This is a genomic window from Microbacterium sp. SORGH_AS_0888 (assembly GCF_030818905.1).
In the GTDB taxonomy this organism is placed as follows: Bacteria; Actinomycetota; Actinomycetes; order Actinomycetales; family Microbacteriaceae; genus Microbacterium.
In genome coordinates, this window is the sequence record NZ_JAUTAZ010000001.1 from 2,977,126 (window position 1) to 2,989,041 (window position 11,916).

Below are 11,916 nucleotides of genomic sequence, written 5' to 3' on the forward strand. Positions count from 1 at the left end.
TCCTCGGGCTCGTCCGGCGCGCGCCGGGGGAGGCGCGTCGGGATCGGGTCCTCCCAGGCTAGCCAGGCGTCGCCGGCACGAACGGGCGCGTGCGGGGATCTGTGGGTAACTCTGAGAATCGCCGCGCACCGGCGCGGGGACCGGGTGCAGGATGGAGCCATGGACACCACGGATGCGGTCAGCCGCCTCGACGATCGGGAGTGTTGGGAGCGCCTCGCCTCGCAGGAGCTCGGTCGGATCGTGACGCGCGTCGGGGCGGTGATCGACATCTTCCCCGTCAACTACGTCGTCGACGAGCGCACGATCGTGTTCCGCACGGCGGAGGGCAGCAAGCTGTTCGAGCTGACCGCGAACGACGACGTGCTGTTCGAGGTCGACGACCACACCGACGATGACGCGTGGAGCGTCGTCGTGCGCGGCGCCGCCGAACGCCTCGACACCTCCGACGCGGTCGAGGCCGCGGATGAGCTGCCGCTGCGGCCGTGGATCCCGACCCTGAAGTACACGTATGTGCGGATCACACCCGACGCGGTCTCCGGCCGGGCGTTCCTCCGCGGGCCGGAGCCCGACCGCTACGGCGTCGAGAGCAGCTGACGGGGCGTTATCCTCGGGCTCATGCCCCTCAATGAAGCGCCGGTGCTCGAGGCCTCGACGACATCGCGTCGCCCGCCGGTGTGGCCGTGGTTCGTCTCGTTCGCGGGACTCGTGGTCTCGCTCGCGGTCGCCGGCGCCGGCCTGGCCCTCGTGCTCGGCGCGCGCGAGGCCGCCTTGTCCTCGCGCGCCGTGAGTCCCGCGCAGGAACGCGCGATCGCCGCGGCGATCGCCGGCGAGGGCGAGACGGCGCAGCGCATCGCGAGCCAGCGCGCTGCCTATCGCGCCGACGTCGCCGCCTGGGACGCCGACGAGGCCGAGGTGGCCGCGTGGCGGGCGCGCGACGACGTGCCGCCTGCGGGCGTCGCGAACCCGGGCGGCCAGAGCATGCCCGGCGACGACCCGACCGGCCGTGCGTTCCTCGACTCGATCGGTGCCACCGCGGTGCAGCTCGTCTTCGATGCGGGACCGGGCAACTGCGGCTACAACGCGGGCGGGGACGAGGGGTGGTCGTACGCGGCCGGTGGATGCTACGACTCCGACTACCGCAATCGTCTCTTCCTCGCGTGGGACCCGGGCGCGGAGTCGCTCGTGAGGTCGGTCTTCGTGCACGAGGCGATGCACTGGTACCAGTACGAGCATTACTACCCGGTCTTCGTCCGTGCCGCGCGAGCCGGCATCTTCCACGACGACTACGCCCACGACATCGAGAGCGATGCCAGCTGCCGCGCCGTCTTCGTCCATGGGATCCCCCGCGAGGACTACGAGGACTCGTCGTCCCCGTGCGACGTCGACGACTGGTACGAGGGCTGGCTGCCGGATCGGCTCGTGGCTCTCGGCGCCGTGACGACGCCGCCCGTCGCCGCGGCGTACGAGGTGAGCGAGGTGATCCGGCCGTGAACGCGGCTCGTCGTCTCGCCGTCGGCGGCGCGCTCCTGGTCCTCGTGGCGGGGCTGGCCGCCTGCGCGCCCCGCGATCCCCGCGCGGCGGAGGAGGCCGCATCCGCGGTCTTCGACGATCTCGTCGCCGCCGCCGGCCGCGTCGACACCGCCGTGCTGCGCACGCTCGAGGTCGACGACCCCTCGGAGCTGGCCTGCGCCCGTCCCGAGGGCAGCGTGCAGCGGGTCTACACCGCGCGCGGCACCCTGGCGGTCGAGGCGGCCGACGCCGACGCGTCCCTCGTCGTGGACGCCGTCGCCGCCCGGCTCGACCCCGGTCGCTGGGACACCATCCGCGCGCCCGAGCCTCGGCAGTCGGCGTGGACCGACGAGGACGGCACCGTCGCCACGGTGACCGCCGACGGGCCGGTCATCGCGATCGCCGTGTTCACACCGTGCCTCGCCGCCGGTTAGCCACCTCGTGGACCATGCCCTACACTGGACATGCAGTTGAAGTCTGCATTCTTTTGCCGTGCCCGAAGGGCATCCCCCCATCAGGTTCATGGCTGGAGTGCGGTCTTCGGGGTCGAAAGGCCCCCTAGGGCGGTAGCTCAATTGGCAGAGCAGCGGTCTCCAAAACCGCAGGTTGCAGGTTCGATTCCTGTCCGCCCTGCGCGTCAGCGCATGCTGGCACACCACAAGTGATTCAGGTGGGTTCATGATCCAGGACGCCTCGAAGGGCGAAGTCGTCGCAGCAGGCGGCGGCACGCGCGAGAAGAAGCCGAACTTCTTCGTGCGCATCGTCGTCTTCATCCGTCAGGTCTTCGCCGAACTCCGCAAGGTCGTCACGCCGACCCGCAAGGAACTTCTGAAGTTCACCGCGGTCGTTCTGGGCTTCGTGCTCGTGATGATGGCTGTCGTCTACGGGCTCGACACCCTGTTCGTCTGGCTGACGACGGTCGTGTTCGGAACGCCCGTCGGCGCCGCCTGAGGGCGGCACCCGCCGCAGGAACGAGAGAGTAACGAGTGTCTGAGAAGTACCGCGACGACGTCGACTGGGCCACTGCGGCCGAGCAGTCCAGCGAGGACGACGAGGCGCAGGAGGGCGAGATCCTCGCCGCCCAGGAGCGCGACTCCGAGCCCGCCGAGCACCTTGCCGTCCACATCGAGGGCGAGGAAGACGACCTCGGTGACGACGAGGACATCGAGATTGACGACCCGGAGGCGGACGCCATCGTGAACGACGCACTCGAGATCGACGAGACCAGCGAGGCCGAGGCCGCCGCCGAGGTCCTCACCGACGCGCTCGCCGAGGAGGAGTCCGAGCGCGGCGCCGCGCTCGCCGACGACGTCACGCCCTACGACGGCCCCGATGTGAACGGCGAGCCGGACGAGCCCGTCCTCGACGAGGACTTCGTCGAGGACGCCGCCGAGGACGACCTCGACCCCTACGAGGCCTTCCGTGCCGAGCTGCGCGAGCTGCCCGGCAAGTGGTACGTCATCCACTCCTACGCCGGTTTCGAGCGCAAGGTGAAGGCCAACATCGAGCAGCGCAAGTCGACGCTCGAGGTCGAGGAGGACATCTACCAGATCGAGGTCCCGATGGAGGACGTCGTCGAGATCAAGAACGGGCAGCGCAAGATGGTCACGCGCGTCCGGATCCCCGGCTACGTGCTCGTGCGCATGGAGCTGAACGAGGACACCTGGTCGGTCGTGCGGCACACGCCGGGCGTCACCGGGTTCGTCGGCAACGCCCACAACCCGACTCCGCTGCGCTTCGAAGAGGCCTTCAACATGCTGAAGTCCCTCGTCCAGGTCGCCGAGCCCGCGCCCGCCAAGGGCGGAGCCGCCAAGGGCGCGCCGGCCGCCGCGCGCGTCATCCCCGCCGAGGTCGACTACGAGATCGGCGAGACCATCACGATCAAGGAGGGCTCGTTCGCGGGTCTTCCCGGGACGATCAGCGAGATCAAGCCGGAGAGCGGCAAGCTCACGGTCCTCGTCTCCCTCTTCGAGCGCGAGACCCCGGTCGAGCTGTCCTTCGACCAGGTCACCAAGCTCTAGCCACGGCACTCATGGGAGAGGGGGCGGATGCGCAGGCATCCGCCCCCTCTCTCGTATGAGGCGGATCAGTCGGCCGTCTTGCGCTGCCAGAGCCCGAAACGGTTGCCGAGCGGATCGCGCAGGTGCGTGAACAGGATGGCGCCGTTGTCGACGAGCGGGATCACGGTGTCCGCGCCGTTCGCGGACGCCTGTGCGATCTTCGCGTGGATGTCGTCCACCTCGACGTAGAAGACGGCCCACCCCTCGCCGCCGACATCGGTGGAGTCCCACAGTCCGCCGCCGTTGCCGGCGCCGGCGATCATGCGATAGCCGCCCGGTGTGATCGGGCCGAAGGCCCACCCGAACGTCGCGCCGTAGAAGGCCTGCGCAGCGCCGGGGTCTGTCGTGCCGATCTCGAAGTAGGTCACGTGGTCGGTCATCGTCGGGTCCTCTCTCGCGGGGTGGCCGGCCTCCTGGCCGGTTGCTGCGAGCCTCGGGCCTGCCACAGTGTGAGAGTCAAGCAGTGTGAGAGTCAAACGGCGGAGGGCGCGATCGGCACGTTGACCTCCGTGATCCAGGTCGCGGGGTCCGGATCGCGTCCGGGCCCGTAGACGTACACGGTGAAGATCGGGCCCGTGCGGACACGCTTCCGATCGGCGATCCACGTGCCGACGGCGGCGGTCGCCTCGCTGATGGTCTCGAAGCTGCCGCGATGGGTCACGGTGGCCACGTGCTGAGCGGGCAGTTCGACGATCTCGTAGCCGCCTTCCGGCGCGGTACGGCCGCGGTACTCGCGCCAGATCGCCATCTCCACGTCGGCATCCCGATACTCGTCGTCGTAGTAGGTCGCCCCTACGGTGTCGCCGAAGACCCCGGGATCGTGTGCCGTGAGCGCGGCTGCGGGCTGTCGGAAGCCGTCCCACAGCTTTCCCTCCGCCGGGTAGTCCGCGACGGTGCGGCGCAGCAGCAGCACGCGCACGGCGGGGAAGAGTCGCTCGACGACCTCCGGATGCCCCGCACGCGCGTCGAGCTCGCCGAGCAGGCGGCTCGCGAGAGCCTGCTGATCCGCGATCCGACGGGCCTGCGCGCGGAGCTCATCGAGGTGTTCCCGCAGCCGTCCCCGGAGCGCGTCGGGCTCCGCGAACAGCGGCAGCAGCTCGGCGATGACGGGGATGCCGCACCCGGCATCCCGCAGCAGCCGTACCCGCGCGGCCTCGCGCAGCTGCGCGGGCGAGTAGCGGCGGTACCCGCTGCTCCCGTCGCGCTCGGCCGGCACGAGAACGCCCCGATCCGCGTAGTGGCGCAGCATCCGGACGCTCAGCCCCGAGTACCGAGAGAAGTCGCCGATGTTCATGAGCGGTGCCCGGATGCCGTCGTCCATGCCGTCCAGTCTGGCCGAGCCCTCCCGGTGGGAGGACTGATGGGGTATCCTTGACAGGTTGCGCACGTGTTGCGCGACGTCCCACCACGATCCGGGTCCGCCGGATGCGTGGAAGCGCGCACCGTCCCGTCGGACGTGCGCTCGACAGAAGGAAGAAGAATGGCACCGAAGAAGAAGGTGACCGGCCTGATCAAGCTTCAGATCAACGCCGGTGCCGCCAACCCGGCGCCGCCGATCGGCCCCGCGCTCGGTCAGCATGGCGTCAACATCATGGAGTTCTGCAAGGCGTACAACGCCGCGACCGAGTCGCAGCGCGGCAACGTCATCCCCGTGGAGATCACCGTCTACGAGGACCGCAGCTTCACGTTCATCCTGAAGACCCCGCCGGCCGCCGAGCTCATCAAGAAGGCCGCCGGCGTCGCCAAGGGCTCGCCGACCCCGCACACGACCAAGGTGGCCAAGCTCACCAAGGACCAGGTGCGTCAGATCGCCGAGACGAAGATGCCCGACCTGAACGCCAATGACATCGAGGCCGCCTCGCTGATCATCGCCGGCACCGCCCGTTCCATGGGCATCACGGTCGAGGACTGAGGGGGATAACGACTATGGCTACCAAGTCCAAGGCCTACGAGGCCGCCGCGGCGAAGATCGACCGCGACACGTTCTACTCCACGAGCGAGGCCGTCGCCCTCGCCAAGGAGACCGGCTCGAAGAAGTTCGACTCGACCGTCGAGGTCGCGCTCAAGCTCTCCGTCGACCCCCGCAAGGCGGACCAGATGGTGCGCGGCACCGTCATCCTCCCGCACGGCACGGGCAAGACCGCCCGCGTCATCGTGTTCGCGACCGGCCCCGCGGCCGAGGCGGCGATCGCGGCGGGCGCCGATGAGGTCGGCGGCGCCGAGCTCATCGAGAAGGTCGCCGGGGGCTACACGTCCTTCGACGCCGCCGTCTCGACCCCCGAGCTCATGGGACAGGTCGGCCGGCTCGGCAAGGTGCTGGGTCCCCGCGGCCTGATGCCGAACCCCAAGACCGGCACCGTGACCCCCAACCCGGCGAAGGCCGTGGAGGAGATCAAGGGCGGCAAGATCGAGTTCCGCGTCGACAAGCACGCCAACGTGCACTTCGTCGTCGGCAAGGCCTCGTTCACGGCCGAGCAGCTCAACGAGAACCTCACCACCGCGATCGACGAGATCGTCCGGCTCAAGCCGTCGAGCTCGAAGGGGCGCTACATCCAGAAGGGTGCCGTGTCGACCACGTTCGGCCCCGGCATCCCGCTGGACGTCAACGCGCTCGCCTGACCCGACGCACACGAAGGGGCACCCGCCGACATCCGGCGGGTGCCCCTTCGGGTCTGCGCCGGTCAGTCCTCGCTCACCTGGAGCACGATCTTGCCGCGCGTGTGGCCGCTCTCGATCGCGGCGTGCGCTGCGGCCGCCGCATCCAGTCCGAACACCTGGTCCACGTACACCTGGATCGACCGCGAGTCGAACAGCCGGCCGAGGGTCGCGAGCACGTCCCCGTCGGGGATCACCTTGTACGAGGTCGCACGCACGCCGGCTGCGGCCGCAGCGTCCGCGTATCCCGGGTACGCCCCCGTGGGCACGATGACATAGAGACCGCCGGGGCGCAGGACCTGAAGGGAGCGGGTGCCGGTGTCGTCGTGCGCGTTGCCGACGAGGTCGATCACGACATCCAGGTCGCTCACCACGTCCTCGAACCGCTCGCTCGTGTAGTCGATGACGCGGGCGGCGCCGAGCTCCCGCAGCCACGCCGCGTTGCGTGCCGAGCCCGTGACCGTGACGTGGGCGCCGAAGTAGGCCGCCAGCTGCACGGCGAAGTGTCCCACCCCGCCGGCGCCGGCGTGGATGAGGATGCGCTGGCCCTCGTGCGCGTGTGCGATCTCGACCACGACGCCCCACGCCGTGAGCGCCGCGAGCGGCACGCCCGCCGCCTCGACGTGCGACAGGAGCGACGGCTTGCGGCTCACCGACTGCGAGGGCACGACCGCGTACTCCGCGTAGGTGCCGCCGGTGCGCGGGAAGGGCACCATCCCGAACACCTCGGTCCCCGGCTGCAGCGGGTGGGTCTCGTAGGGCGCTGCGACGACGACGCCGCTGAAGTCGTACCCGAGGGCGGCGGGCGTCCCGCCCAGCTGCCCGGAGACGCCGGCGCCGGCCCGCGTCTTCGCATCGATCGGGTTCACGCCGGCGGCGACGACGCGCACGAGCAGCTCGCCGAGAACGGGCTCCGGCACGGGCAGCTCGGCCAGCCGCAGTGCGTCGGCGGGGCCGGGGCCGTCGACCACGGCCGCCCGCATGCTGAGGGGCGGCGCCGTCGCGGCGCTCGGGCCGGATGCATCGTGCACCAGGGGTCGGGATCGCATCGATGCTCCTTCCACGTGCCGTTGGGGCTCGCCGCGCGTGCCGGGATCACCAGTCAAGCGCGGGATTGTCTCGGCGGTGTTACGCCGCCGAGACGAGGGAAAGACGCTATGCGTCGCGCTGCGGGGACTCGAAGACGTCGTCGGCGTGGGGAGCGACGCCGGCGGCGAGGGCGTGGATGAGGCTCGTCAGACGCTCGATCGAGACGAGCGGCCAGTCCTTCAGCGCGCCGAGCAGCATCGACTGGTACGGGTCCAGCGCCGTCCGCACCCGATCGCGGCCGTACTCCGTGATCTCGATCAGCCGCACGCGGCCGTCGGTGGGATCCGCGGTGCGGGCGATCATGCCGAGGCCCTCGAGCTCGGTGACCTGCCGGCTGACGAGCCCCTTGTCGGCCGCGATCCGCTCGGCGAGCACCGACTGCGTGAGCGGTCCCTGCCGTGCGATGACGATGAGGGTCTTGAAGGTGCCGGGGAGCATGCCCGGCGCGGCGGTCGTCGCGGCCTGCGCGTAGATGCTCCGGAACTCCCGCATGAGCTCGGCGAAGGCTTCCTCGAGGTCGCGGACCGCCCGTTCGCGGGTCTGGTCGGGGCGGTCCGCGGCGGGCTGGGTCATCGCTTCCGATCGTGTGAAGTGGTGGGGGGCTCCTCCGCATCCTTCGCATCGTCCGGGAGGCGGACGCCACCGGCGGTGGCGAGCGTGTCCATGGCCTCGGGAACCGACACCGTGGCGAGGTCGGCCTCGCTGGCGGCGATCCGCTCGCTCGTTGTCATTCGGGTGAGCGGCTTGTTCGGGAGGAACAGGATGGCGCCAAGGCTCAGGATAGCGAACGGAACCGCGATCAAGAACGAGTGCGAGATGCCGTTCGCATAGATGTCCTCGAACACGACCCGCAGCGCCTGCGGCATGGCGGACACCTGGGGCAGCGAGCCCGACTGCAGCGCCGTCGCCCAGGTCTGCGCCTGATCGCCGAGGGTCGCCAGAGCCGCGCGGATGTCGCCCGTCCGGTCGGAGACGAGGCCGGTCACGCGTGAGGCGACGGCTGCACCCATGACGGCGACGCCGACCGTGCCGCCGAGGCTGCGGAAGAAGGTCACGCCCGAGCTCGCGACGCCGATCTCGGTCGGCTGGGAGGTGTTCTGCACGACCAGGACCAGGTTCTGCATCGTGAGGCCCACGCCCGCACCGAGCAGGAACATGTAGAGCGAGACGAGCGCGAAGTCCGTGTCGTAGTGGATCGTCGCGAGCAGGGAGGCGCCGGCGATCATGAGCACGGCGCCGACGACGAGGAAGGGCTTCCAGTGGCCGAACCGGGTGATGAGGGCGCCGCCGACGACGGAGCACACGAGCAGGCCCGCGATCATCGGGATCGTCATGAGACCGGCCTCGGTCGGGGTCGCTCCGCGTGCGAGCTGCATGTACTGGCTGAGGTAGATCGAGGCGCCGAACATCGCGATCCCCGTCGCGAGCGAGGCGATGACCGCGAGCGTGAAGGTGCGGTTGCGGAAGAGCGAGAGCGGGATGAGCGGCTCTTTCGCGCGCAGCTCGACGAGCACGAACAGGACGGTCGCCACGACCGCGCCGCCCACCATCCATGCGGTCGGCGCGCTCCACCAGTCGAAGGAGTCTCCGGCGAGCGTGATCCAGATGAGCAGCAGCGAGACCGCGGCCGACAGCAGCACGATCCCGGTGTAGTCGATCGAGACCTTGCGCCGGGGGTGCGCGGGGAGCGTGAGGGTGCGCTGCACGATCAGGAGGGCCGCGACCGCGAAGGGGAGCGCGACGTAGAAGTTCCAGCGCCATCCCCAGGCGTCCGTGATGACACCGCCCAGGAGCGGTCCGCCGACGGTCGCGACGGCCATCACAGCACCGAACAGGCCCATGTAGCGGCCGCGCTCGCGGGGGCTGATGATGTCGGCCATGAGCACCTGGCTCAGGGCCGCCAGCCCGCCCGCGCCGAGCCCCTGCACCGCGCGGAAGCCGATCAGCATCTCGGGCGTCTGGGAGAAGCCGGCCGCGGCGGTCGCGAGCACGAAGATCACGATCGCCAGCTGGAAGAGGACCTTGCGGTTGAAGAGGTCGGCGAGCTTTCCCCAGATCGGCGTCGAGATCGCGGTGGTGAGCAGCGTCGCGGTGACGACCCAGGTGTAGGCGCTCTGGCCGCCCTGGAGGTCATGGATGATGACGGGGAGCGAGGTCGACACGACGGTCGAGGCGAGCATCGACACGAACATGCCGAGCAGGAGTCCGGAGAGCGCCTCGAGGACGCGACGCGGCGTTCTCGCCGTGTCGCCGAGAGTGGGGGAGGGGAGAGTCATGGAGATCCTTGGTTGACGGACGTCAAATGTTGAGACGTGTCAACCATAAACCCGAAGGTTGCGATACGTCAACTATCGCCCGGTGGCTGCGGAGGCGTGCGACGCGACGGCGCCGCGGGGCGGTGCGCGGCGCCGAGGATCAGTCGGCGAGCGCGAGGGCGCGGAAGGCGTCGCGGTCCATGGCGACGCGCGGCGGGCGGGTGCGCCGGTGGAGCTCGTCGATGAGGGCTGTCGCGAGAGCGACCAGGCGGGCGATCTCGCTCTCGTCGCGATCGACCCAGGCGCACCGGGGCTCGTCGTCCACCGGGACGAAGCCGTCGTGCTGCTCCCAGGTCACGAGCGTGCGCTCCGCGCCGAGCACGTGCTGCTGCCACCAGACCTGCCGCAGGTAGCCGCGCGGGATGGACCGCCACGCCTTGTTGGTGGTCTTGATCTCGGCGAGCGTGACGCGGCCCTCGGCGTCGACCGCGATGCCGTCCGGGGTGGCCAGGTGGCGCTTCTCGATCTCGGCGTGGAAGAGCGCGCTGGAGGGATGGATGCCGTGGGTCGCCGCGACCCACGCGGCGATGGCCGGCTCGCGGCGGCGTCCGTGGTCGGTGTAGGCGTTGCCGGAGAAGCCGCGGCCGGCGCCGAGCTTGGCGTCCGCGGCGCGGGCGATGGCCGCGGGGCTCGTGAGCTGGGCGACGTCGGTCGCCGTGATGCCGCGCGAGCGGGCGCGGAGCCAGCCGACGCGGTCGCGGGAGTCCGCGACGATGCGTGCGGCGAGGTCCGGGGCGATGCGGGCGAAGGCCTCCGGAGTCATGCCTTCGAGGCTAACCCGGCGTCGCGCCGCGGCGTTCCTGCGACACCCCGCGAGCGGCACCGCCCCTCCCGCGAAGAGCACGAGCCCCCGCGCCTTGGCCGCGATCACGACCGGCGATGCGCCGGCATCCTCCGAACCTCGGACGATTCGGCGGAGCGGACGTCATGGGGTACAGTGTACGAAGCCGAAGACCGCTGGTCATCGTCATGCGTGAAAGCGCAGGTCGATCGAAGCTCTGCTCAGCAGGGGCCCGCGCAGGTGTCACGAACGATTCTCCGGGATTCCGGACTTGAAGCTCCGTGCGCTTGCGCCGGAGCTTTTGTCATGGGTGCCGAGCTCTCGATGCAGCGGTCCAGGCCGGCGCTCCGCCACCGCGGAGCGCCTCGTACACACAAGGAGTGGCCATGGCGCAGAAGGATGCATCGGTCGCCGAGCTCACGAAGAACTTCGAGGACTCGACCGCCGTTCTGCTGACCGAGTACCGCGGTCTGACGGTTGCACAGCTCAAGGAGCTGCGCAACAGCATCCGTCAGGACGCGGAGTACGCCGTGGTGAAGAACACGCTGACCAAGATCGCCGCGGCAAACGCGGGGGTCTCGGGCCTGGATGACGAGCTCAAGGGCCCGTCCGCCATCGCCTTCGTGCACGGTGACCCGGTCGCCGTCGCCAAGGGCCTGCGTGCCTTCGCCAAGGCTAACCCTCTGCTGGTCATCAAGGGCGGGTACTTCGACGGTGCCCCCCTGACCGCTGCAGAGGTCAACAAGCTCGCCGATCTCGAGAGCCGTGAAGTCCTGCTGGCGAAGCTCGCCGGTGCGATGAAGGCGACGATGACCAAGGCGGCATACGTCTTCACTGCGCTTCCGTCGAAGGCCGTTCGCACGGTCGACGCGCTGCGCGAGAAGCAGGAGTCCGCGGCCTGAGTCAGGCCCGGCTGAACAACCCCGAACAAGGAGAAAAACATGGCAAAGCTCAGCACTGAGGAGCTGCTCGACGCGTTCAAGGAGCTCACGCTCATCGAGCTCAGCGAGTTCGTCAAGGCGTTCGAGGAGACCTTCGACGTCACCGCCGCCGCGCCCGTCGCGGTCGCCGCTGCCGGCGCCCCCGCCGGTGGCGCCCCCGCCGAAGAGGCCGAGGAGAAGGACTCCTTCGACGTCGTCCTCGAGGCCGCCGGCGACAAGAAGATCCAGGTCATCAAGGTCGTCCGCGAGCTCACCTCGCTCGGCCTCGGCGAGGCCAAGGCCGTCGTCGACGGTGCCCCCAAGGCCGTCCTCGAGGGCGCCAACAAGGAGACCGCCGAGAAGGCCAAGGCCGCTCTGGAAGAGGCCGGCGCGACCGTCACCCTCAAGTAAGGACTCGTTCCTTCTTCACGAAGCCCCCGGATGCCGTGTGCATCCGGGGGCTTCGTGCGTCTCCCGGTGCGGTGTCGACGACGATATTTCGGCCTGCCGAAAAGATGAGAGAACTCTCCTCTGTTGTTTACCTGCGTGTTCCGTTGTGACCCGAAACCGTCACGGTTCGACTCGTA

Annotated in this window: 15 protein-coding genes and 1 tRNA gene; 10 read left to right on the forward strand and 6 right to left on the reverse strand. The window is 69.9% G+C overall.

Features of this window, described 5'->3' with window-relative positions; all coding sequences use genetic code 11:
• Nucleotides 1-159 precede the first annotated feature (159 nt).
• From QE381_RS14510 to nusG, 6 genes are all read left to right on the forward strand, one after another.
• Nucleotides 160-594: a pyridoxamine 5'-phosphate oxidase family protein gene (locus QE381_RS14510; protein WP_307219282.1), complete on the forward strand. Its 435-nt coding sequence runs from the start codon at nt 160-162 to the stop codon at nt 592-594.
• Between the two features lie 21 nt (nt 595-615).
• A complete protein-coding gene (locus tag QE381_RS14515; protein ID WP_307219284.1) occupies nt 616-1,491 on the forward strand; it encodes a hypothetical protein in 876 nt (291 codons plus the stop codon).
• Nucleotides 1,488-1,943 (forward strand): hypothetical protein, encoded by a 456-nt coding sequence (locus QE381_RS14520; RefSeq protein ID WP_307219286.1) that lies wholly within the window; start codon nt 1,488-1,490, stop codon nt 1,941-1,943. The genes QE381_RS14515 and QE381_RS14520 overlap by 4 nt, the downstream gene beginning before the upstream one ends.
• Before the next feature lie 126 nt (nt 1,944-2,069).
• A tRNA-Trp gene (locus QE381_RS14525) sits at nt 2,070-2,142 on the forward strand.
• A 45-nt stretch (nt 2,143-2,187) separates the two neighbouring features.
• Nucleotides 2,188-2,460, forward strand: a complete 273-nt coding sequence (secE, locus tag QE381_RS14530; RefSeq protein WP_307219288.1) for a preprotein translocase subunit SecE — start codon at nt 2,188-2,190, stop codon at nt 2,458-2,460.
• 35 nt (nt 2,461-2,495) lie between these two features.
• The gene (gene nusG, locus QE381_RS14535; protein ID WP_307219290.1) at nt 2,496-3,530 is read left to right on the forward strand and encodes a transcription termination/antitermination protein NusG; all 1,035 of its coding nucleotides are present in this window, start codon (nt 2,496-2,498) and stop codon (nt 3,528-3,530) included.
• A 65-nt stretch (nt 3,531-3,595) separates the two neighbouring features.
• Here the strand turns inward: nusG and QE381_RS14540 are convergent, their stop codons facing one another.
• On the reverse strand, nt 3,596-3,949 hold the full coding sequence (locus QE381_RS14540; RefSeq protein WP_307219292.1) for a VOC family protein: 354 nt from the start codon (nt 3,947-3,949) through the stop codon (nt 3,596-3,598).
• Nucleotides 3,950-4,041: 92 nt separating this feature from the next.
• Nucleotides 4,042-4,890, reverse strand: coding sequence for a MerR family transcriptional regulator (locus QE381_RS14545; RefSeq protein WP_307219294.1), 849 nt, complete (start codon nt 4,888-4,890; stop codon nt 4,042-4,044).
• A gap of 159 nt (nt 4,891-5,049) precedes the next feature.
• On the opposite strand from QE381_RS14545, the gene rplK reads away from it, so the two are divergent.
• Together rplK and rplA are read left to right on the forward strand one after the other, a co-directional pair.
• Complete coding sequence (rplK, locus tag QE381_RS14550; protein ID WP_196384053.1) at nt 5,050-5,481, forward strand: 50S ribosomal protein L11; 432 nt, start codon at nt 5,050-5,052, stop codon at nt 5,479-5,481.
• Between the two features lie 14 nt (nt 5,482-5,495).
• Nucleotides 5,496-6,188: a 50S ribosomal protein L1 gene (gene rplA, locus QE381_RS14555; RefSeq protein ID WP_307219297.1), complete on the forward strand. Its 693-nt coding sequence runs from the start codon at nt 5,496-5,498 to the stop codon at nt 6,186-6,188.
• Nucleotides 6,189-6,250: 62 nt separating this feature from the next.
• Here rplA and QE381_RS14560 read toward each other — a convergent pair whose 3' ends face one another.
• The 4 genes from QE381_RS14560 to QE381_RS14575 all read right to left on the reverse strand — a co-directional run bounded on the left by QE381_RS14560 (nt 6,251) and on the right by QE381_RS14575 (nt 10,391).
• Nucleotides 6,251-7,273: an NADP-dependent oxidoreductase gene (locus QE381_RS14560; protein WP_373426955.1), complete on the reverse strand. Its 1,023-nt coding sequence runs from the start codon at nt 7,271-7,273 to the stop codon at nt 6,251-6,253.
• A gap of 106 nt (nt 7,274-7,379) precedes the next feature.
• Complete coding sequence (locus QE381_RS14565; protein ID WP_307219299.1) at nt 7,380-7,886, reverse strand: MarR family winged helix-turn-helix transcriptional regulator; 507 nt, start codon at nt 7,884-7,886, stop codon at nt 7,380-7,382.
• A complete protein-coding gene (locus QE381_RS14570; RefSeq protein ID WP_307219301.1) occupies nt 7,883-9,589 on the reverse strand; it encodes an MDR family MFS transporter in 1,707 nt (568 codons plus the stop codon). Before QE381_RS14570 ends, QE381_RS14565 begins: the two co-directional genes overlap by 4 nt.
• Before the next feature lie 139 nt (nt 9,590-9,728).
• Nucleotides 9,729-10,391 carry a YqaJ viral recombinase family protein gene (locus QE381_RS14575; protein WP_307219303.1) on the reverse strand — a complete coding sequence of 221 codons (663 nt, stop codon included), beginning with the start codon at nt 10,389-10,391 and terminating at the stop codon, nt 9,729-9,731.
• 404 nt (nt 10,392-10,795) lie between these two features.
• Here QE381_RS14575 and rplJ point away from each other — a divergent pair, with 404 nt between their 5' ends.
• Entirely contained in the window at nt 10,796-11,311 is a 516-nt protein-coding gene (rplJ, locus tag QE381_RS14580; protein ID WP_307219305.1) for a 50S ribosomal protein L10, read from the forward strand.
• Between the two features lie 39 nt (nt 11,312-11,350).
• On the forward strand, nt 11,351-11,740 hold the full coding sequence (gene rplL, locus QE381_RS14585; RefSeq protein WP_259606548.1) for a 50S ribosomal protein L7/L12: 390 nt from the start codon (nt 11,351-11,353) through the stop codon (nt 11,738-11,740).
• The last annotated feature ends 176 nt before the right edge of the window (nt 11,741-11,916 follow it).